At 69.4% G+C, this 20,659-nt stretch carries 21 protein-coding genes; 15 read left to right on the top strand and 6 right to left on the bottom strand.

Going from position 1 to position 20,659, the window contains the following annotated elements; genetic code table 11:
- Nucleotides 1-363: 363 nt before the first annotated feature.
- The 5 genes from SD37_RS28970 to SD37_RS28950 all read left to right on the top strand — a co-directional run bounded on the left by SD37_RS28970 (nucleotide 364) and on the right by SD37_RS28950 (nucleotide 5,456).
- Entirely contained in the window at nucleotides 364-750 is a 387-nt protein-coding gene (locus SD37_RS28970; RefSeq protein ID WP_081736162.1) for a YraN family protein, read from the top strand.
- A 1-nt stretch (nucleotide 751) separates the two neighbouring features.
- The gene (locus tag SD37_RS28965; protein WP_044850885.1) at nucleotides 752-2,260 is read left to right on the top strand and encodes a YifB family Mg chelatase-like AAA ATPase; all 1,509 of its coding nucleotides are present in this window, start codon (nucleotides 752-754) and stop codon (nucleotides 2,258-2,260) included.
- Nucleotides 2,260-3,399, top strand: coding sequence for a DNA-processing protein DprA (gene dprA, locus SD37_RS28960; RefSeq protein ID WP_044850884.1), 1,140 nt, complete (start codon nucleotides 2,260-2,262; stop codon nucleotides 3,397-3,399). Before SD37_RS28965 ends, dprA begins: the two co-directional genes overlap by 1 nt.
- 105 nt (nucleotides 3,400-3,504) lie before the next feature.
- Nucleotides 3,505-4,500, top strand: a complete 996-nt coding sequence (locus SD37_RS28955) for a tyrosine recombinase XerC (protein ID WP_044850883.1) — start codon at nucleotides 3,505-3,507, stop codon at nucleotides 4,498-4,500.
- A 20-nt stretch (nucleotides 4,501-4,520) separates the two neighbouring features.
- Nucleotides 4,521-5,456 (top strand): FliA/WhiG family RNA polymerase sigma factor, encoded by a 936-nt coding sequence (locus SD37_RS28950; RefSeq protein ID WP_037303496.1) that lies wholly within the window; start codon nucleotides 4,521-4,523, stop codon nucleotides 5,454-5,456.
- Nucleotides 5,457-5,460: 4 nt separating this feature from the next.
- On the opposite strand, the gene SD37_RS28945 is transcribed toward SD37_RS28950, so the two are convergent.
- Nucleotides 5,461-6,066: a murein hydrolase activator EnvC family protein gene (locus tag SD37_RS28945; protein WP_044850882.1), complete on the bottom strand. Its 606-nt coding sequence runs from the start codon at nucleotides 6,064-6,066 to the stop codon at nucleotides 5,461-5,463.
- A gap of 383 nt (nucleotides 6,067-6,449) precedes the next feature.
- On the opposite strand from SD37_RS28945, the gene rpsB reads away from it, so the two are divergent.
- The 6 genes from rpsB (at nucleotide 6,450) to SD37_RS28915 (ending at nucleotide 12,180) form a co-directional block, all read left to right on the top strand.
- Nucleotides 6,450-7,322: a 30S ribosomal protein S2 gene (gene rpsB / locus SD37_RS28940; protein ID WP_037303494.1), complete on the top strand. Its 873-nt coding sequence runs from the start codon at nucleotides 6,450-6,452 to the stop codon at nucleotides 7,320-7,322.
- Between the two features lie 92 nt (nucleotides 7,323-7,414).
- Nucleotides 7,415-8,239 (top strand): translation elongation factor Ts, encoded by an 825-nt coding sequence (tsf, locus tag SD37_RS28935; RefSeq protein WP_044850881.1) that lies wholly within the window; start codon nucleotides 7,415-7,417, stop codon nucleotides 8,237-8,239.
- Between the two features lie 92 nt (nucleotides 8,240-8,331).
- The gene (gene pyrH, locus SD37_RS28930) at nucleotides 8,332-9,075 is read left to right on the top strand and encodes a UMP kinase (protein ID WP_005154669.1); all 744 of its coding nucleotides are present in this window, start codon (nucleotides 8,332-8,334) and stop codon (nucleotides 9,073-9,075) included.
- A gap of 51 nt (nucleotides 9,076-9,126) precedes the next feature.
- Nucleotides 9,127-9,684: a ribosome recycling factor gene (gene frr / locus SD37_RS28925; protein WP_037303489.1), complete on the top strand. Its 558-nt coding sequence runs from the start codon at nucleotides 9,127-9,129 to the stop codon at nucleotides 9,682-9,684.
- On the top strand, nucleotides 9,684-10,580 hold the full coding sequence (locus SD37_RS28920; RefSeq protein ID WP_044850880.1) for a phosphatidate cytidylyltransferase: 897 nt from the start codon (nucleotides 9,684-9,686) through the stop codon (nucleotides 10,578-10,580). Before frr ends, SD37_RS28920 begins: the two co-directional genes overlap by 1 nt.
- A gap of 67 nt (nucleotides 10,581-10,647) precedes the next feature.
- Complete coding sequence (locus tag SD37_RS28915; RefSeq protein ID WP_236725140.1) at nucleotides 10,648-12,180, top strand: carboxylesterase/lipase family protein; 1,533 nt, start codon at nucleotides 10,648-10,650, stop codon at nucleotides 12,178-12,180.
- A gap of 34 nt (nucleotides 12,181-12,214) precedes the next feature.
- On the opposite strand, the gene SD37_RS28910 is transcribed toward SD37_RS28915, so the two are convergent.
- Nucleotides 12,215-13,060 (bottom strand): VOC family protein, encoded by an 846-nt coding sequence (locus SD37_RS28910; RefSeq protein ID WP_044850879.1) that lies wholly within the window; start codon nucleotides 13,058-13,060, stop codon nucleotides 12,215-12,217.
- Nucleotides 13,061-13,175: 115 nt separating this feature from the next.
- On the opposite strand from SD37_RS28910, the gene SD37_RS28905 reads away from it, so the two are divergent.
- Nucleotides 13,176-14,030 (top strand): class I SAM-dependent methyltransferase, encoded by an 855-nt coding sequence (locus SD37_RS28905; protein ID WP_044850878.1) that lies wholly within the window; start codon nucleotides 13,176-13,178, stop codon nucleotides 14,028-14,030.
- On the opposite strand, the gene SD37_RS28900 is transcribed toward SD37_RS28905, so the two are convergent.
- A complete protein-coding gene (locus SD37_RS28900; RefSeq protein ID WP_145926764.1) occupies nucleotides 13,961-14,602 on the bottom strand; it encodes a PadR family transcriptional regulator in 642 nt (213 codons plus the stop codon). The genes SD37_RS28905 and SD37_RS28900 overlap by 70 nt on opposite strands.
- Before the next feature lie 148 nt (nucleotides 14,603-14,750).
- Nucleotides 14,751-16,679: a YcaO-like family protein gene (locus SD37_RS28895; RefSeq protein WP_065913006.1), complete on the bottom strand. Its 1,929-nt coding sequence runs from the start codon at nucleotides 16,677-16,679 to the stop codon at nucleotides 14,751-14,753.
- A 249-nt stretch (nucleotides 16,680-16,928) separates the two neighbouring features.
- Between SD37_RS28895 and rlmN the strand changes: the two genes are divergently transcribed.
- The gene (rlmN, locus tag SD37_RS28890) at nucleotides 16,929-18,038 is read left to right on the top strand and encodes a dual-specificity RNA methyltransferase RlmN (protein WP_044850877.1); all 1,110 of its coding nucleotides are present in this window, start codon (nucleotides 16,929-16,931) and stop codon (nucleotides 18,036-18,038) included.
- A 24-nt stretch (nucleotides 18,039-18,062) separates the two neighbouring features.
- On the opposite strand, the gene sigJ is transcribed toward rlmN, so the two are convergent.
- Nucleotides 18,063-18,923: an RNA polymerase sigma factor SigJ gene (gene sigJ / locus SD37_RS28885; RefSeq protein WP_044850876.1), complete on the bottom strand. Its 861-nt coding sequence runs from the start codon at nucleotides 18,921-18,923 to the stop codon at nucleotides 18,063-18,065.
- 139 nt (nucleotides 18,924-19,062) lie between these two features.
- Here sigJ and SD37_RS42845 point away from each other — a divergent pair, with 139 nt between their 5' ends.
- Nucleotides 19,063-19,629 carry an NADPH-dependent FMN reductase gene (locus tag SD37_RS42845; RefSeq protein WP_044850875.1) on the top strand — a complete coding sequence of 189 codons (567 nt, stop codon included), beginning with the start codon at nucleotides 19,063-19,065 and terminating at the stop codon, nucleotides 19,627-19,629.
- A gap of 20 nt (nucleotides 19,630-19,649) precedes the next feature.
- The gene (locus SD37_RS42840) at nucleotides 19,650-20,081 is read left to right on the top strand and encodes a YybH family protein (RefSeq protein ID WP_145926763.1); all 432 of its coding nucleotides are present in this window, start codon (nucleotides 19,650-19,652) and stop codon (nucleotides 20,079-20,081) included.
- Here SD37_RS42840 and SD37_RS28870 read toward each other — a convergent pair.
- Nucleotides 20,021-20,563, bottom strand: coding sequence for an SRPBCC family protein (locus tag SD37_RS28870; RefSeq protein ID WP_174567862.1), 543 nt, complete (start codon nucleotides 20,561-20,563; stop codon nucleotides 20,021-20,023). The two genes, SD37_RS42840 and SD37_RS28870, sit on opposite strands and share 61 nt — an antisense overlap.
- Between the last annotated feature and the right edge of the window lie 96 nt (nucleotides 20,564-20,659).

Here is a 20,659-nt window from a genome sequence, read left to right as displayed (position 1 = left end):
GCGAGCCGGAGCAGTGGGTAAGCAAACGCGGGTCCCCGATGCCGCATTGGGGGCACCGGAGCCCGGACCAAGAGCCCGCAAGCGCGGTAAAGGGCCCTTTCCCTGCATGTGATGCGACGAAAGCGCCCCTTCACCGCGTGAGATGAGGGGAAGAGGCCCTTCAGCCCCCAGTCCACCGTCGAGAAGTAGCTGCGCTCGTAGCACAAGGTGCCGACAGGTGGAGGTCGGCGGAGCCCTCGCGGGGCCGAGTTATCCACAACACCCCGGTTATCCACAGGCAGGCGAATCAAGCCTGTTCGGCACTGGCTCACCCTGGCAGCGTTGATCGCACACGCACCGTGACGATCGCTGAGGGGGATCGAGATGATGAGCACGGCCGAACAGCCGTCCGCCGGGGCACCGCATATCGAGCTGGGGCGGTGGGGTGAAGACCTGGCGGCCCGGCATCTGGAGAAGACGGGCTACGTCGTCCTGAGCCGGAACTGGCGCTGCCGCGACGGTGAACTGGACCTCGTCGCGACCGACAAGAAACGCCTCGTGTTCTGCGAGGTGAAGACCAGGACGGGACTGGGCTTCGGCAGCCCCGCCGAGGCCGTGACCCCGGCCAAGGCGGATCGCATCCGCCGTCTCGCGCATCAGTGGCAGCGCGCGTTCATGCTCCGCTGGTGCCCGGTCCGCTACGACATCATCGCGATCGTCGCCCGGCCCGGTTCCCGGCCGCAGGTGCGGCACATCAAGGCGGCGTTCTGAGGTGGCACTGGCGAAGGCATGGTCCGTCGCGTTGCTCGGCGTCGACGGCAGGATGATCGAGATCGAGGCCGATATCGGCGGCGGGTCGCCGAAGGTGACGATGGTCGGCCTACCCGACACCGGGCTGAAGGAGGCCAAGGACAGGGTTCGCTCCGCCGTCCGCAATTCGCGCGAGAAGTGGCCTGACGAAAGGGTGATCCTCGGCCTTTCCCCGGCGAACCTGCCGAAGGTGGGGTCCGGCTACGACCTGGGCATCGCGGCGGCGGTCCTGGCGGCGACGGGTTCGGTTCCGGCCACGAAGCTGCTCCACACCGTGCTGCTGGGCGAACTCGCCCTCGACGGCCGGGTACGGGCGGTCCGCGGTGTCCTGCCGGGACTGCTGGCGGCACGCAACGCCGGGTACCGGCGGGCGGTCGTGCCCGCCGAGTCGCTGTTCGAAGCCGCTCTCGTGGACGGCCTGGAGGTCGGCGGGGTGGCCAGGCTGAGCGATTTCGTCGCCTGGCTCAAGGGAGAGGGCGAACTCGTGCGGCCCGAGCCGTCCGCCGCCCAGGAGCCGGTGCAGGTGCCCGATCTCGCCGACGTCGTCGGGCAGCCGGAAGCCCGGTGGGCGCTGGAGGTGGCCGCGGCGGGTGGGCATCACCTGCTCATGACCGGTCCTCCCGGGGTGGGCAAGACGATGCTCGCGAAACGCCTTCCCGGACTCCTCCCGCCCCTGACGGCCGAAGAGTCGTTGCAGGTCACCGCGGTCCACTCGATCGACGGTTCCCTGTCGCGGTCCGCCCCGATGGTCACCGTGCCGCCGTTCGTCGCGCCGCATCATTCGATCAGCGTGCCCGCCCTCATCGGCGGCGGCAGCGGCCTCGCCGTGCCCGGCGCCATCAGCAGGGCGCACCGGGGCATCTTGTTCCTCGACGAGGTTTGCGAGTTCGGGCCGGAACGGCTGGAGTCGCTGCGCACGGTGCTCGAAGAGGGCGAAGTGCGGATCGCGAGGGTCAAAGGCGCGGTGCGGTACCCGGCCCGCTTCCAATTGGTGCTGGCGACCAACCCTTGTCCCTGTGCCCCCACGAAAGACGCGGACTGCACGTGTTCGGCGGCCGCGCGAAGGCGGTACTGGGGACGGCTGTCCGGCCCCTTACTCGATCGGGTGGATCTGCGGGTCCGGCTGCGGCCGCTCTCCGCGCTCAGCGCGCACCTGAGTGAGCTGCCCGAACCGTCCTCGGCCGTCCGGGAGCGGGTGCTGGAGGCTCGCGAACGAGCCGGGAAACGCTGGGCGGAGCACGGCTGGCCATCGAACGCGGAGGTGCCCGGCCCGGCATTGCGCCGCGAGTTCGCGCTTCCCGCGCAGGTCACGGCGTTACTGGACCGCGCATTGGAGCGGGGAGCGATCACCGCACGCGGTGCGGACCGTTGTCTTCGTATCGCGTGGACGCTCGCCGATCTGAAGGGTGCCGACAGGCCGGAAGCCGACGAGGTCGCGGCGGCCTTGAACTTTCGGGAGAGGTCATCCTGATGAGTGAATTCGAGGCTGAACGGATCGCCCGGTCGTACCTCCTGCGCGTGGCCGAGCCGCCGGCTCCCGCGCTGACAGATTTCGTCGGCGAGCACGGTCCGGTCGTGGCCGCGGAACGGGTGCGGCGGGCCGACTGCCCGGCGAAGGTGCGCGACGAGACGGCCGCCCGGCGCGCGCATGACTACGCCGAGCGGGATCTGGAGCGGGCGGCGGCGGGGGAGACCCGGCTCGTCATCCCGGAAGACGACGAATGGCCTGCTTGGCCGCTGCTCTCGCTGGCCGTCGCACGAGGCAGGGGCGTCTCCGGCGTGGCGTCTCCGCTGGCACTGTGGGTGCGTGGCCCGGCCAGGCTCGACGAGGCGGTGGACCAGGCGATCGCGATCGTCGGTGCCCGTGCGGCGACCGAGTACGGCGAGCACAACGCGGCCGAGGTGGGCTATCACCTCGCGAGCCGGGGGATCCCCGTGTTCTCGGGGGCGGCGTACGGCATCGACGGCGCGGCCCACCGCGGCGCGCTGAGCGCGTCCGGCACGACGGTCGCCGTGCTCGGCTGCGGGATCGACGCCGGTTACCCGGCCCAGCACGCGACCTTGTTGCGCACCATCGGGAAGACAGGGGCGGTGGTCAGCGAGTACCCGCCGGGCACCCCGCCCGCGAGGCATCGCTTCCTCGTCCGGAACCGGCTCATCGCGGCGCTCACCGAAGGGACGGTCGTGGTCGAGGCGGGCAGGCGCAGCGGTGCGCGGAACACCGCGGGGACGGCCGGGGCCCTGGGCAAGGTCGTGATGGCGATGCCGGGCCCGGTGTCGTCGGGGATGTCCGCCGGCTGCCACGCGCTGATCCGCGCGGGCGAGGCCACGCTGGTGACCTCGGTCGATGAGATCCTCGAGACCGCCGGACGGCTCGGGCACCAGGCCGCGGATCCGGCGAAACCGCGCCGCCGCACCGACCGGCTCGGTCCGGAGGCCTCGCGTGTGCACGACGCGCTGTCCGAACGATCGGCCAAACCGGAGGAGCGGATCGCGGCCGAATCCGGCATCCCGGTGGAGCGCATCCGCTCGCTGCTGCCCGAGCTGGAACTCGACGGTTTCGCGGAAAGGGGTGACGCAGGGTGGCGAAGACAGGCAGGCAAGACCTGACTGGCCTACACGTGAGACGCCATCCCGGCACGATCCGACCACGGACACCGCAACAAGGTGCGGCGATACTTGACCATCCGCCGTACATCGCGCAGCGTGATCGGCATGCCGTCGACCGAAGGTCCCCACGGCACGGGAAAACGCGTCCGCAAGCACGATTCGCGCGCCGCCCGTGCCGCGCTTCCGGAGCCTGTCCGGAAGCTGATCGACGACTACGAGCGGCACCTTTCCCTGGAACGCGGGCTGTCCGCGCATACGGTGCGGGCCTATCTCGGCGATGTGGTGTCGCTGACCGGCTTCGTGGACGCGAACGGCGGCCGGTTCTCCGCCCTCGACATCGGGACGCTGCGCGCCTGGCTCGCCCGGCAACGCGAGGAAGGGGCCAGCCGGACGACGCTGGCCAGGCGGGCGGCGGCGGCCCGCACCTTCACCGCGTGGGCTCACCGGGCCGGTGCGCTCGCGACCGATCCGGGCGGCCGGCTGGTGGCACCGCGCGCGCATCGCAAGCTCCCCGGGGTCCTCCGGGCCGAGCAGGCGAGCGAGGTCATGCGGTTCTCAGCCGCCGGTGCCGAACAGCGGGACCCGGTGGCCTTGAGGGACAGTGCCATCGTGGAACTGCTTTATGCGACCGGGGTGCGGGTCTCCGAACTGTGCGGGCTGGACGTGGGCGACGTCGATTTCTCCCGCCGGGTCGTGCTCGTGCTGGGCAAGGGTGGCAAGGAACGCGTCGTGCCGTTCGGTGTCCCGGCCGAAACGGCCGTGCGGGCGTGGCTGGACGAGGGCAGGGAAAAGCTCGCCGTCGCGGCGAAGGGCAAGGCGGAGGCCGCGCTCTTCCTGGGGGCACGGGGTGGCAGGCTCGATCCGCGGGCGGCCCGCCGGGTGGTCCACGACGCCGTCGGCTCGGTGCCGGGCGCGAACGACATGGGGCCGCACGGCCTGAGGCATTCGGCGGCCACTCATCTGCTCGAAGGCGGTGCCGATCTTCGGAGCGTTCAGGAACTGCTTGGTCACGCTACGCTGGCTACCACGCAGCTCTACACTCATGTGACCGTCGATCGGCTGAAGGCGATCCACGACCGCGCACACCCCCGGGCCCGATGATGCCGGGGAGGACTCGGCAGGTGACCCGGCGGACCGAACCGGCGGCGCACGCGCATCCGCACGAGCACGGAGACCATCCTGAGTCGCATGCTGAGAACGGCGGTCCGATGACCGCCGACCCACATGTCACCGAAGCCGCCGGGAAACACCGTCCCGGCGGGGACGGTCCTGCCGTCGCGCCCGAAGCGCGGACGAGTTACGAGGTGGACGCCGGGATCCAGGCGCTGTGGCGCGAGTTCACCGAATCGCCGGACCAGGTCGTGCGCGACAGGCTCGTGCTGCACTACGCCCCGCTGGTCAAGTACGTCGCGGGCCGGGTCGGCACCGGCCTGCCGACCCATGTCGACGTCGGCGACCTCATCCAGTCCGGGATCTTCGGCCTGGTCGACGCGATCGAGAAGTTCGAGCCCGCCAGGGGCCTGCGCTTCGAGACCTACGCCATGCAGCGCATCCGGGGCGCGATCCTCGACGACCTCCGCTCCCAGGACTGGGTGCCGAGGGCGGTGCGCAGCAAAGCCCGCGAGGCCGAACGCGCGCTGGAACGCCTCGGCGCCCGGCTGAACCGCACGCCGACCGACGCCGAACTGGCGGCCGAGCTCGAAATCAGCGTCGATGACCTGCGCGAGTTCTACGGCCAGATGCAGCTGACCAGCGTCATCGCCCTGGAAGACCTCGTCGCCGCAGGCAAGGACAGTGGCTCGCTGGTCGACACCCTGCCCGACGACGGCGCCGTCGACCCGGTGGCCGTCCTGGTCGACCAGGACAACCGCCGCCAGCTGGCGCAGGCGATCGCCCAGCTCACCGAGCGCGACCGGATCGTGGTCGGTCTCTACTACTTCGAGAGCCTGACGCTCGCCGAGATCGGCAAGGTCCTCGGCGTCACCGAGTCGCGGGTCAGCCAGCTGCACACCCGGGCCGTCATGCGGCTGCGCGCGAAGCTGGTCGAACAGGCTTGAAAAGCTAGCCTCCCTCCCACGGTTTCAGGCGGACCTCCGACGGTTCGCCGATGAGTGCGAGCGGGTCGACGTACTCCCCGCCCCGCTGGACGCCGAAGTGGAGGCACGCCGGCTCCGGACAGCCCGGATGCCCGGCCGCGAGCGTCCCGAGCACCTGGCCCCGGTACACCTGATCACCCGCGGTGACGGACGGGGTGATCGGCTGGTAGGTGGTGTGCAGGCCGCCGTCGTGATCGAGCGAGACCACCCCGACACCGGCCACCTGCCCGGCGAACATCACCACCCCTTCGGCGGCCGCGAGCACGTTCGCACCCGGCGGGGAGGCGAGGTCGACGCCGCGATGACCGGGGCCGTACGGGGTCGCCGGTGGTTCGAAGTACCTGGTGACGCTGGGTGCCGAAGAGAGCGGCCAAGAGAGGCGTCCTTGCGGCGAAGGGGCGCCCCTGGCCGTCCCCGGCGTGGCGAACGCGGCCAAGAGCGCGAGCACGGTCGCGAGGATCGCGACGCGGGGTAAGGCCCTCGGCCGTCCGGGACGGCGGTGCCTGCCGCCGGTGCGGTCGATCGCGAAGGAATGCCTGGTGACGGGGCGGGAACAGGTCGTCATGGTCATGTGTTCCAGCTTGGGCGCCCGGCGTGGCGCGTGGGACGCGCCGCGGGAATCTGTGGATAACCGAGCCGGTTGTGGACAACCGCTCTCATCAGGGGCTGCCGGTGCGGTAGGCGGTGGCGACAGGGAGTAGACTCTTTTGCGCGGTCCGCGGCAGCGGACTGACTTCGCGTGCACGTGCGCGCTCCCGATGGCCGATCTCCTCACGGAGGGTCAGGACAACCGGGGGCACACGGTCCGGCGGTCCCTGGAATCACTTCGCTCCCGGGTCCGGGCCGGAGCATCTGCACCAGGGCGATCGGCCACCCGGCCGAGAGCGACGAACCGAGCAAGCGCGATCCCGGCCGGGCCGGGCGCGCACGACACAGAAGAGGTTGATTCCGGCAATGGCCGTCGTCACCATGAAGCAGCTGCTCGACAGCGGCGTGCACTTCGGGCACCAGACCCGTCGGTGGAACCCGAAGATGAAGCGCTACATCTTCACCGAGCGCAATGGCATCTACATCATCGACCTGCAGCAGACGCTGACCTACATCGACCGTGCGTTCGAGTTCATCAAGGAAACCGTCGCGCACGGCGGCACCATCATGTTCGTCGGCACGAAGAAGCAGGCCCAGGAGGCCATCGCCGCCGAAGCCTCGCGCGTGGGCATGCCCTACGTGAACCAGCGCTGGCTCGGTGGCATGCTGACCAACTTCCAGACGGTGCACAAGCGTCTTCTCCGCCTGAAGGAGCTCGAGTCGCAGGAGCAGACCGGCGGCTTCGCCGGCCTGACCAAGCGCGAAATCCTCACGCTCACCCGTGAGAAGGACAAGCTCGAGAAGACCCTCGGCGGTATCCGCGACATGGCCAAGGTGCCGAGCATCGTGTGGATCGTCGACACGAAGAAGGAGCACATCGCCGTCGGCGAGGCTCGCAAGCTGAACATCCCGGTCGTCGCGATCCTGGACACCAACTGCGACCCGGACGAGGTCGACTACCCGATTCCGGGTAACGACGACGCGATCCGTTCGGCCGCGCTGCTGACCAAGGTCGTGGCCGAGGCCGCCGCCGCCGGTCTGATGGCCCGCTCCAGCCGCAACGGTTCCTCCGCCGACGCCAAGCCCGAGGCGGGCGTCGCCACGGACGAGCCGCTGGCCGAGTGGGAGAAGGAGCTGCTCGCCGGCTCCGAGACCGCCGCCGCGGACGCCAAGGAAGCCGCCGCCGCGACCGAGGCCCCCACCGAGGCTCCGGCCGAGCAGGCCACCGCCTCCTCCTGACGCACCACGCCCGTGGGGCCGCCTCCGGGTGGCCCCACGGGTGACTTCCCACAAGACTTTCTCGTACCTGAAAAAGGACGGACACACCCACGATGGCGAACTACACCGCCGCAGACGTGAAGCGTCTCCGGGAGCTCACCGGCTCCGGCATGATGAACTGCAAGAAGGCGCTGGAGGAGAACGACGGCGACTTCGACAAGGCCGTCGAGTTCCTGCGCATCAAGGGCGCCAAGGACGTCGGCAAGCGCGCCGAGCGCGCCACCGCCGAGGGCCTCGTCGCCGGTGACGGCGGCGTGCTGATCGAGCTCGACTCCGAGACCGACTTCGTCGCGAAGAACGAGGACTTCCAGGCCCTCGCCGCGAAGATCGTCGAGGTCGCGAAGGCCGAGAAGACCAGCGACGTCGAGAAGCTGAAGGCCGCCTCGCTCGACGGCAAGACCGTCGACGAGCAGGTCCAGGAGCTGGCCGCCCGCATCGGCGAGAAGCTCGAGCTGCGCCGTGTCGCCGCCTACGAAGGCACCACCACCACGTACCTGCACCGTCGCGGTGCGGACCTCCCGCCCGCCGTCGGCGTGCTCATCGAGTACACCGGTGAGGGCGAGGCCGCCGCCGAGGCCGCTCGTGGCGCCGCCATGCAGGTCGCCGCGCTCAAGGCCAAGTACCTCACCCGCGAAGAGGTCCCGGCCGAGATCGTCGAGAACGAGCGTCGTGTCGCCGAGGCGACCGCCCGTGAAGAGGGCAAGCCGGAGCAGGCCATGCCGAAGATCATCGAGGGCAAGGTCAACGCCTACTACAAGGACAACGTCCTGCTCGAGCAGCCGTCGGTCAAGGACAACAAGAAGACCGTCAAGGCCCTGCTCGACGAGGCCGGCGTGTCCGTGAGCCGGTTCGCCCGGTTCGAGGTCGGCCAGGCCTGATCCAGGCGCGGAACACAAGAATCACCACTGTGCCCCGTCTCCGTCCATCGGGGACGGGGCACAGTCGGGTTCAGAGCATTAGGGAGGGCGACATGGGTGTCCGGGTCGAAGGCGGATACCGGCGGGTGCTGCTGAAGCTGGGCGGCGAGATGTTCGGCGGCGGTTCCATCGGGGTTGATCCGGATGTGGTGCACTCGGTCGCTCAGCAGATCGCCGACGTCGCGCGGACGGGCGTGCAGATCGCCGTCGTGATCGGCGGCGGGAACTACTTCCGCGGCGCGGAACTGTCGCAGCGCGGCATGGACCGCGACCGCGCCGACTACATGGCGATGCTCGGCACCGTCATGAACTGCTTGGCACTGCAGGACTTCCTGGAGAAGGAGGGCCTGCCCACCCGCGTGCAGACCGCCATCACCATGGGCCAGGTCGCCGAGCCGTACATCCCGCGCCGCGCCGAGCGTCACCTGGAGAAGGGCCGCGTCGTCATCTTCGGCGCCGGGGTCGGCATGCCGTACTTCTCCACCGACACCGCCGCCGCGCAGCGCGCGCTCGAACTCGGCTGCGAGGCCGTCTTGATGGCGAAGGCCGTCGACGGCGTCTACACCGCGGACCCGAAGAGCGACCCGACCGCCGAGATGTTCCACGAGATCAGCCACCGCGAGGTGCTGGAACGGGACCTCAAGGTCGCCGACGCCACCGCGTTCAGCCTCTGCATGGACAACAACATGCCGATCATCGTGTTCAATCTGCTCACCGAGGGGAACATCGCTCGTGCGGTCAGTGGTGAGAGGATCGGCACCCTGGTCGACACCCCCGCCGACGGGGTTCCCGCGTAGTCCTGCTCTGATCTTCGCAACCGGTACGAATACACAACAACGGGAGTTGCCGTGATCGACGAGACCCTCCTCGACGCCGAGGAGAAGATGGAAAAAGCGGTGTCCGTCGCCAAGGAGGACCTGTCGTCGGTACGCACCGGCCGGGCCCACCCTGGGATGTTCTCGCGCATTGTCGTCGAGTACTACGGCGCGCCGACCCCGCTGAACCAGATGGCGAGCGTCAACGTGCCCGAGGCCCGGATGGCGTTGATCAAGCCCTACGACCAGACCTCGCTCAACGCCATCGAAAAGGCGATCCGAGAGTCGGACCTCGGCGTCAACCCGAGCAACGACGGCAACGTGATCCGCATCGTCATCCCGCAGCTCACCGAAGAGCGCCGCAAGGAGATGGTGAAGGTCGCCAAGGCCAAGGGCGAGGACGCCCGCGTCTCCATCCGCAGCGTTCGCCGCAAGGCCAAGGAAGAACTCGACCGGATCAAGAAGGACGGCGAGGCGGGCGAGGACGAGGTCGTCCACGCCGAGAAGGAACTCCAGAACCTCACCGACACCTACACCCACAAGGTGGACGAGCTGGTGAAACACAAGGAAGCCGAGCTACTCGAGGTCTGATGAGCCAGGTGAGCGAGGAACGCGAGGACCGGGTGGACGCCCCGGAACCGGTTCCGGCCGAGAAGCCGGAACCGGCGAAGAAGGTTTCCCGCGCCGGCCGCAACCTGCCCGCCGCGATCGGGGTCGGGCTGCTGCTGGGGGCGGCGATCGTCACGTCCCTGCTCACCGTCCGGTTTCTGTTCATCGGCATCATCGCGATCGCCATCGCGGTCGGCACGATCGAGCTGGCCGGGGCGCTGAAGCGCGCGGCCGACATCCGGATCGCGCTGGTCCCGGTGCTCGTCGGTGGCCAGGCGATGATCTGGCTGGCGTGGCCGTTCGGCCGCGAGGGCGCGCTGACGGCGTTCGTGCTGACGGTGCTGGTCTGCCTGCTGTGGCGGCTGCCCGGTGGCGCGGAAGGCTATCTGCGTGACATCAGCGCGTCGGTCTTCGCCGCCGCGTACATCCCGCTCTTCGGTGCCTTCGCCGCGATGCTCGTCCCGCCCGCGGATGGTGTCGGCCGCGTGCTGGCGTTCATGATCGGCGTCGTCGCTTCGGACACCGGCGGCTACATCGCCGGTGTGCTGGGCGGTAAGCATCCGATGGCGCCCAGCATCAGCCCGAAGAAGACCTGGGAAGGCTTCGCCGGTTCGCTGGTGGCCGGTGTGGTCGCGGGCGCGCTGACCTTGAGCCTGCTGCTCGACGGCCACGCCTGGCAGGGTGTGCTGTTCGGCGCGGCGATCGTCTTGACCGCGACGCTGGGCGACCTCGTCGAGTCGCTGATCAAACGCGACCTCGGCGTCAAGGACATGGGCACCATGCTCCCGGGGCACGGTGGCCTGATGGACCGGCTCGACTCGTTGCTCCCGTCGGCCGTCGTCTCGTGGTTGCTGCTCTCCGCGTTCGTCCCTGTTTAGACCCAGGCGAAACTCATGTGACAAGTCCGGGACACCGGGCCAAGGTCGGAGTATGCGAACTCAACGGATGAGTAAGCGGCTTCTGACCCTGGCGCTGAGCGTGGTGACGTTCGGCGCCCTGACGACATCGGTGGCGGAGGCGGGCGAAAGCCTGGTCGTCCGCACCGATTCCGGTCCTGTTCGCGGGGTGAGTACCGGCGGATACCGGAGTTTCCAAGGCATTCCGTTCGCCGCGCCACCGGTCGGCGAGCTGCGCTGGACGCCACCGCGGAGACCCGAACCGTGGACGGCGGTGCGGGACGCGAGCAAACCCGGCCCGCGGTGCGCGCAGGGCCCCGGTCTCGGCTCCGCCCCGAGCGACAACGAGGATTGCCTGTATCTCAACGTGATCAGCCCGGCCAAGCCGACGCACAAACCGCGTCCGGTGATGGTGTGGGTGCACGGTGGCGGGTTCACCTCCGGCGCCGGCAGCGACTACGACTTCAAGCGCCTCGCCCTCGGCGGGGACGTCGTCGTGGTGACCGTGAACTACCGGCTGGGCGTGTTCGGCTTCTTCGGTCATCCCGAACTCGGGCGGGACTCGGGTTCCTTCGGCCTCCAGGACCAGCAGGCCGCTCTTCGCTGGGTGCAGCGCAACGCCCGCGCGTTCGGCGGTGATCCCCGGAACGTCACGCTGTTCGGCGAATCCGCGGGTGGGATGAGCACCTGTGCCCAGCTGACGTCCCCGTCGGCGGCGGGGCTGTTCCAGCGCGCGATCATCCAGAGCGGTCCGTGCACCTTGACCTGGCCCGACGGCGGGTTCTTCCCCGGCGTGCCCGCGGGGTCGCCCTACACGCCGCGCGCGGAGGTCGAAGCGATGGGGGCCGGCGCCGCGGCGAAGCTGGGCTGCCCCGATGTCGCCTGCCTGCGGCGGCTTTCGGTCAAGGAACTCGTGGACCTGCCGCTCGCGAGCCCCGCGTTCGGCACCGGCCTGCTGCCGGAGCATCCGGCCACCGCGCTGGAGAAAGGGCGGTTCGCCCGCGTTCCCGTGCTGACCGGGGTCACCAGGGACGAGGCGAGGCTGTTCGTAGCCCTCTATCCCGGGCAGCCGTTCACCGAGGAGCACTATCAGGAACTGCTGCGCACCGGCTTCGGGGACAAGGCGTCCCTCGTCGCCGCCGAGTACCCGTCGGCGAAGCACGGCAGTCCGGCGATGGCGTTCGCGGACGCCATGACCGATCGGATCTGGGGCTGTCCCCAGGTGGGGACCGAACGTCTCCTCAGTGCGCGCACGCGGACCTTCGGTTACGAATTCGCCGATCGGAACGCGCCCGCGCTCGTTCCGGCACCGCCGGGGATGCGCCTCGGCGCTTCCCATGGGTCCGAATTAGCGTATTTGTCTGAATTGGCCGGCGTGCCGGCGGAATTGTCGCCCGCGCAGAAAGTCCTTGCGGCGCAGATGATCCAGTACTGGACCCGGTTCGCGCGAACCGGCGATCCGAATGGCGCGGAACTGCCGAAGTGGCGTCCCACGCCGAAGACGCAGTCGCTCGCGCCGGGCGAGATCGGCCCGGTCGACCTCGCGGCCGTGCACAACTGCGGATTCTGGGCGGGTCTCTGACGAAAGGGCCGGGGCGACGGACGGTCGCCCCGGCTCAGTCGTCGTAAGGATCGTCGACTTCGGCCCTGCCCCAGCCTTCGATGGCCCGGGAGTGGTCGATCACGGCGAACACCGAACCGTCCGGATCGGCGAGGATCGCCATGCGGCCGTACGGGGTGTCGTAGGGCTGGACGACGACGGTGCCGCCGAGCATCAAGGCCTGTCCCGCCGCGGCGTCGGCGCCGCGAGCCGGATCCAGGGCGAAATAGACCATCCAGTGCGGCGGAGTGTCCGGGCGGTATTCCGTGCCCATCACGTACCGGTACAGCACCGGTTCGTGCTCGATGAGCCATTCGGCGTAGTCGAGCGAGGTGCCGTCGCCGATCTGGTGGCTGGTGTAGTTGAAGAGGCGGCAGTAGAAGTGATCCGCCGCCGCGCCGTCGTGGGTGTTGAGATCCGCGCCGCTGAAGGAGTTGGGCACCCCGGTCGCGAACTCCCACGTGGCCGGTGGTTCCCAGAACACGACGTGCGCGCCGCAGGCGTCGATGGCGTGGACGATGTTGCCGCGCTGGGGAATCGCCACCGGTCCGAGGGTGACCCGGCCGCCGAGACTGTCGACCCATTCGGCGGCCGCGGCCGCCTGCGGCACCGAGATGTGGACGCTCCAGCCGGACGGCCCGCCCGTGCCCGAACGGTACAGGCCACTGACCGGCACGCCGTTCAGCGTGGCGATCGAGTATCGTCCGGTCGGGGTCGCCGGATCACGCTGGACGGTGTACTCCCAGTCGAAAAGCCCGCTGTAGAAGGCTTGTGCGGCCACTTCGTCTCTGCAGGCCAGCTCGATCCAGCACGGGATTCCTGAAGGGATGACGGAAGTGTGAGCGGCCGAGCCAAGCGACATGCGGTTCTCCCTTACCGGTGGGAGTAAAGTCTAGTCGCTATCCGCATTGTTTCCGTTAAAGATTTAGACCCGGATGACCTGGAACCCGGCCCGGCGTCCCCTCGTTGGAGTTTCCGTGCGCTGGTTTCCCCGATCCGTCTCCTCCTTCCGCCGCGGCGGCGACGAAGTGCTGCCGAGCCCGAACATCTGGTACTACCAAAAGGCCTATGAGGTCGAGAACCGCGCGCAGGACGTCGACGACGAGATCTGGCGGGTCCTCGCCGAGCATCGTGACTGGTCCGGCGCGGACGTGCTCGACATCGGCTGCGGCGACGGTTTCCATCTGCCGCGGTTCGCCGCGACGGCACGGTCGGTCCTCGGCGTCGAGCCCCACGAGCCGCTCGTCCGTGACGCCCGGCATCGCGTCGGGGAACTGCCGAACGTCGAGGTGCGGCAAGGCCGTGCGCAGCGGCTTCCGGTGCCGGACGCGGCTTTCGACGTCGTCCACGCGCGGACCGCGTACTTCTTCGGCCCCGGCTGCGAGCCCGGCCTGCGTGAGGCGGAGCGGGTGCTGCGGCCCGGCGGGACCTTGATGATCGTCGATCTCGATGTGGCGAGTGAGCCCTACGGGACCTGGATGCGACAGGATCTGCCGCACTACGACCCGCCCGGCGTCGAGAAGTTCTTCGCCCGTCAGGGATTCGGCTGCCGCAAGGTGATGACGCGGTGGCTGTTCGAGAACGCCGCCGCGATGGAAGCGGTGCTGAAGATCGAGTTCAGCGCCCCGGTCGCGGCGAAGGCGATCGCGGAGGTCCGGCGTCTCAACGAGATTTCGTCAGGCGACGGGGAACAGCGGGTGACGCTGCCGGTGGGCTATCGCGTGCATACGCGCACCAAGCCCACCGGCCTCGTCGTGCCAGGTCACTCCGCGTCCTCGGCGGACGGCCCGCCCGGAGCGGTGTCGTCGTCGGCCTCGCCGAGGATGCCGTAGATCGTCCGGCGTGCCTCGTTGAGCACCTCGACGGCGCGGGATTGCTGGGCCTCGCTGCCGGCGTGCATGACCTGCATGACCGCGGCGGCCAGGGTCGCCCCCGCCTTGCGCAGGTTCACCTCGACCGGGTCGACGTCGTGGGCGATCTGCTCCCACGGCGGAACGGCGTCCTGCTGCTCGGCCGCGGCGCGGCCGGATTCGGTGAGTTCGAACAGCTTCTTGCCGCTCTCGTCCTTGCTGATCACCAGGCCTTCGTCGGCCAGCAGCTGCAGGGTCGGGTAGACCGAGCCGGGGCTCGGCTTCCAGAAGCCGCCGCTGCGCTCGCCGATCTCGCGGATGATCTCGTAACCGTGCCTCGGCTGCTCGGAGAGCAGCGCGAGGATCGCCGCGCGGACGTCACCGCGCTTGCCGCGACGGCCACCGGGCCCACCGCGACGGCCGTGCCGATGCCGGTGGCCGGGTCCGCCCGGTCCCCAGCCCGGAGGCGGGGGGAATTCGCCGAAGCCGCCGCGAGCCCAGGGGCCGAAGGCGGGGCGGGCGTGTTCTGGAGGAAAAGGTCGTCGTCCTCGCATGATGTGGATCCTCTCTACGTAATGTTCCGACATGTTCACGATATATCGTAAACGGTCGTACGACAACCCCGGCCTCATGACACAGCGGAGCCTCGCCTTCGGCGTCATCACCTACCGTGGTCGCCGAACCGCACTCCGGCGCCGAGTCTCAGGCGTGTGGAAGCGGGAAGACGTTGAGGTCCCCTTCGTCGAGCGGAGTGTCGCGCCAGCCGAGCGCCACGGCGGCGTCGGTGATCCTTCCGTTGCCCCACAACGGAAATCCGGCGGGGAAGTTCGACACGAGCCCCGGCACCAGGGTGTGCGCCGCGTGGAATCCGGCGGCCGCGACGTCGCAGGTGGTCAGGTCGACGCTGATCACCTCGAACCCGCGCGCCTCGACCCGGTCCTGATAGGCCTTCTGCCGCCGCTCGCCGAGGGAGGGGAGAGCGTCCCAGCAGCCGTCCGGCAGATCGCGGACCCACGGCGCCACCCGCTTCGCGGCCCGGGGATCGAGGTAGATCTGTTGCTGGCAAAGGAGGTCCGTGACATCGCCGAAGTCGTCACGGTAGGAGTCGAGGTAACGCCGGTCCGCCCGATACGGCTTGAGTTCGCCGGGACGCGGCAGATCCCGGCGCAGGGCGGACAGTGCGGTTTCGTTGTCGAGGGTGCGGCAGGTGTGCTGCAGCGTGAACCCTTCGGCGAGCGCCTTCTTCGCGGCTTCGAGGGCGTCCGGCCGGGTGGCGAAACCGAGGGACAGCCGGCGCGTGACCCGGTCGAGGACCGCCGCCGCGACCACCGGGACGTCGAATTCGTTGTCGAGGTGGATGAGCGTGATCTCGTAGCCAACCACGGTGTCGGCGATGAGCGACCGGATCTCGTCCGGGATCGGAAGCCGCGCGAGACGGGGTGTGTTCGCCCACCAGAGCATGGTGGTGTCGCGTTCGAGGACTTCTTCGAGGCCGGACGTGACGGCGTGTTCTTCGGAGGTTCCGGCGGCGAGACCCGCGAGCAGCGGATCGGCGAAACGGCCTTCCCCCGCTTGCCGTTCGTTCGAGATCAGGAACGCCGGCACCCAGACGGATTCCTTGGTGGTGTGGGAAAAGCCCTCGACCCACGAGCAGTCGGTGTCCGGCGTCAGCGGCGTGAACGGGAATCCGGGAGACCGGTATTGCCCGGCCGAGTAGAGGTTCAGCCGTCGAGGGTCCAGTGCTGGGACGCCGTAGCGGGTGAGCTGCTCGTAGCTGCCGAAGCGCACTTCGCGTTCCGGGGCGAGCCAGCTGCCGCAGTAGCGCTCCACCGCTTCGCCGATGGCCGATTGCCGGGCGAGGCCGAAGTCGTGCCAGGAGGTGCCGATGGCCTGGCGGTCGTTGGGCCAGTTCGTGACGCGCCGCATGTCCGCGACCTCGACGGCGCAGACGCGCAGCCGGGCGGGCATCCCCGGCGTCGGCGCGATCTCGCTGACGCCGGTCACGATCCCGGTCCGGTCGTCGACCAGCAGTTCGGCGTCGGTCACGGCGGGGGCGGGCCGGACGCGATCCGGCACGGGGAGGATCGGACGGCGGAGCTCGGTGAGGTCCACCAGGTTCAGTTCGATCTCGCCGCCCGCGATCGCGGTTCGCCCGCCGGAGAGCCAGCGTTCGAGGTGGACGGCGAGATTCGCCAGCACCCAGCGGGCGTCGCCGGGCTTCAGCGCTGTTCCGTTCGCGGGCGCGGAAAGGACCGCGTCGGCCACGCCGGGATCCGGGGCCGCGGAGCGACGGCGGGCGATGACGTCGGCGAAGTCGATCCCGTTGCCCGGCGTGATCGCGGGTCCGGCGATCATCCGGCCGCGTTCCCGGCGCAACGGCAGCCAGCGCACTCCGCTCCCGGCGCACAAGGCGTCCAACGCGGTCAGCTCGGCGTAGGCGGGGTGGTCGAAAGCCGCGACCACGACGGTGGTTCCGGTGTCCACTTCGGACAGATCGCAAAAGAACGGAACGATCTCGACATCCGCGTATCCGCCGGCGGCGAGGGCTTCCGCCAGCGGTGCGGTGAGCGCCGGTGAACCGGTCACGAGCACGGAGGTTTCGAGCCGCGACCTGGCATCTTCGGATCCCATGGCAACCCCATCGTTTCCAGGACTCCCGCCTCGCCGCCACGGGCCCGGGCGACGGGGACCGTGACGGCGCGGACGGTCGTCACGCTCCGTGGCGCGACCTGACCCAGTCTCGGACCGGACATGACGGCCTGACGTCTTCTCGTATGCGATCCGCACGGCCTGGGACGTGCACAGGTCACGTGACCTGGGAAACAGCGCCGGAGGGCGGCCCGGGCGCGTCGGAGGTGGACATGGGACACTGAGTGGGCTATGACTGCCCTCCCTCTCGTCTTCGACGCGCCCAAGCGCGGCCTCCCGCCGCGCCACCTCGCCGATCTCACCGCCGCCGAGCGGGCCGAGGCCGTCGCCGAGCTGGGTGAGAAGCCGTTCCGCGCCAAGCAGCTGTCGAACCACTACTTCTCGCGGCTTTCGGTGAACCCCGACGAGATGACCGACATCCCGGCGGCGTCGCGGGAGAAGCTCGTCGGCGGTCTGATGCCGACGCTGCTCACCGAGATCAAGGCACTCGCCTGCGACGACGGCACCACCCGCAAGACCCTGTGGCGCGCGCACGACGGGACGCTGCTGGAGAGCGTGCTGATGCGCTACCCCGACCGCGCGACCCTGTGCATCTCGAGCCAGGCGGGCTGCGGCATGGCGTGCCCGTTCTGCGCGACCGGACAGGGCGGCCTCGACCGGAACCTCTCGACCGCGGAGATCGTCGACCAGGTCCGCTCGGCCGCCGCGGTGATGCGTGACGGCGAGATGACCGGCGGCCCGGGGCGGCTGTCGAACATCGTCTTCATGGGCATGGGCGAGCCGCTGGCGAACTACAAGCGCGTGGTGGCGGCGGTCCGGCGGATCACGGATCCCTCGCCCGACGGCCTGGGGATCGGCCAGCGTTCGGTGACGGTGTCGACCGTGGGCCTCGCGCCCGCCATCCGGAAGCTGGCGGACGAGAAGATGCAGGTCCGCCTGGCGGTTTCGCTGCATACGCCGGACGACGAGCTGCGCGACACGCTGGTGCCGGTGAACGAGCGCTGGTCGGTGGACGAGGTTCTTTCGGCGGCCCGGTATTACGCGGACACGTCGGGTCGGCGGGTGTCGATCGAGTACGCGTTGATCCGGGACATCAACGATCAGCCGTGGCGGGCCGAGCTGTTGGCGAAGCGGCTGCGCAAGCATCTGGGGCAGTTGGTGCATGTGAACGTGATCCCGTTGAACCCGACTCCGGGTTCGAAGTGGGACGCGTCGCCGAAGCCGGTGGAGCGGGAGTTCGTGCGCCTGGTCAACGCCGGTGGGGTGGCGTGCACGGTGCGGGACACCCGGGGCCAGGAGATCGCGGCGGCCTGCGGTCAGCTCGCCGCCGAGGAGAACTGACCGGGTCGCTCTTCCCGGCGATCCTCAACGATCAGCCCATGACCGGAGTTTCTCGGGATTGCGGACGGCCCAGATACGGCTGATCCGGTCGTCCGTGATCTCGAACGCGTAGACCGACGTCGTGACGCCGTCGAGCTGGATCTGCAGACCCGGCTGGCCGTTCACCGTCCGCTCCAGGAGCGTGAAGTCGCCGGGGGTCTTGGTGGCGACGGCGATGATGAACCGGGCGATCTGTTCGCCGCCCTGGATGGGGTCGAGCGCGGTGGTGACCCGGCCGCCGCCGTCCGCGGTGAAGATCGCGGTGGGGTCGAGGAGGCCGACGAGGGCGGTGATGTCCTGGGCCTCCCATGCCTGTTTGAAGTCGCGGACCAGGTCGGCCTGGCGCACGGCCGGTGTCGTGGACGGCTTGCCGTCACGGATACGGCGGCGGGCGGAGGAGGCCAGCTCGCGGCACGCGGCCGGTGTGCGGCCGGTGATCTCCGCGATTTCGGCGAACGAGTAGTGGAAGACGTCGTGCAGGATGAGCGCGACGCGCTGGGCCGGGGTCATCGCTTCGAGCGTGACGAGGAACGCCATGCTGACCGACTCGTCCAGGGTGACGTGGTCGGCCGGATCGGCGGCGCCGTGGTCGGGCAGCGGCTCGGGGATCCATTCGCCGACGTAGCGTTCGCGACGGGCGCGTGCCGAGCCGAGCTGGTCCAGGCAGATACGGCTGGTGACGGTGGTGAGCCAGGCTCCGGGGGAGGCGATCTCGTCCGGCCGCGGCAGCGCGTACCAGCGGGCGTAGGCCTCCTGGACGGCGTCCTCGGCTTCGGCCAGGGAGCCCAGCAGCCGGTAGGCGAGATTGATCAGGTGGCGGCGCTCGCCCAGGATCGCGTCGGTCATGGTGCTCCCGTCGGTTCGGTGTCTCCGCCCTGTCCGACGGAACACCGCGTCGAATTGTCAGGGCGGGCCGGAGCCTGACGTTTTCCGGGGTCGTGTCGTCGTAGTGCCAGGAAGCGAACGCCACGAACGAAGGAGACCGATGATCAGGATCGGAATCATCCTCGGCAGCACCCGTCCGGGTCGCCGGGGAGAGCAGGTGGCCCGGTGGGTCGGGGAGCGGGCGGGACTGCGCGAGGACGCGGAGTTCGAGGTGATCGACCTGCTCGACCACCCGTTGCCGCATCTGGACGAACTGCCGGGTGAGTACAAGAACGCGCATACCCGGGAGTGGGCGGCGACGATCGCGTCGTTCGACGGGTTCGTGGTGGTCACGCCCGAGTACAACCATTCGGCGCCGGGCGCGTTGAAGAACGCGATCGACTTCCTGCACGCGGAGTGGCGCGACAAGGCGATCGGGTTCGTGTCGTACGGCGGTGCCGGTGGTGCCCGCGCCGTCGAGCAGCTGCGGTTGATGTGCGGGGCGCTGGAGATGGCGGACGTGACACCGCAGGTGACCTTGTCGCTGGTGACCGAGTTCGAGGATTTCACGGTCTTCCGGCCGGGCGAGTACAACGTCACCTCTCTGGACAAGATGCTGGACCAGGTCGTCGCCTGGAGCACCGCTTTCGCGCCGTTGCGAGCCGGTTCGCCGGTCGCCGTCGCTTGAACCGGGAAAAGGAATCGATGATGCGGGAAGCAGACGAAGCCGAGCTCAGGCGGCACATCGGGAAAATCGTCGAAGGGATCAAGGCGAAGGATCTGGACGCGCTTCGGCGGCTCTATGCGGACGACGTCGTGTCGTTCGACATCGATCCGCCGTTGCAGCACGTCGGCATCGACGCGAAGCTGAAGAACTGGGCGAACGTGTTCACCTTCTTCCAGGACGTGGGTTACGAGGTCCGTGACCTGACGCTGACGGTGGACGAAAGGGTCGCGTTCGGACACTGCTTCGGACGGCTCAGCGGTACGACGAAGGACGGCGTGGCGGTGGACGGGATGTGGGTCCGGGCGACGTTCTGTTTCCGGAAGATCGACGGAAACTGGCTGATCGCGCACGATCAGGTGTCGGTGCCGTTGGACATCGCCACCGGCAAGGGCGTGACCGACCTCGAACCCTGACCCGTGGTCGCCGCCTCGGCGAGTCCGGCCAGGTGGTGCAGCGAGTTGACGAGGTGGTCGGGGCCGAACGGCGGGAACTGGATGCGTTCGCGGACCGACGGCGGCACGGCCGACCAGTCGTAGGTGAGCGTGACCTCGGTACCGGCCGGGCCGGACGGCGCCAGATCGTAACGCCAGATCCAGTCGCCCAGCTCCAGGCGGCCGTCGGCCTTCTCCGTCCCGGTCCGCCAGCCGATGGCGCGCGGCGCGTCGAACACCACGACCTGATTGACCACGCGGTAGTGGCCGTCCGAGTGGGCGGGGTGATACATGTCCATCCGGAAGAGCTGCCCCACCGCCGTGAGGGGTGCCGGGTCGGTGGCTTCCTGGACCCAGCCGGTGCCGTCGATCGCGGAGTGGGTCGTCGGATCCGCCAGTACCGCGAACACCCTGGTGACGGGGGCGGCGATGGTCAGGGTGGCGGTGACGTTGTCTTCGGCCATGGCGTGCACGCTCCTTGTCGTCTCGGGGCTTCCCGTCGCCGCGAAGCCCCGTCGTGGTCTCTCACCCTGACTACGAACGGACTCGGCACGATTCGA

The sequence above is a fragment of the Amycolatopsis orientalis genome, from assembly GCF_000943515.2.
In the GTDB taxonomy this organism is placed as follows: domain Bacteria; phylum Actinomycetota; class Actinomycetes; order Mycobacteriales; family Pseudonocardiaceae; genus Amycolatopsis; species Amycolatopsis orientalis.
The sequence above is the reverse complement of the archived record's forward strand: the minus strand, read 5'-3'. Positions and strand labels throughout refer to the sequence as shown.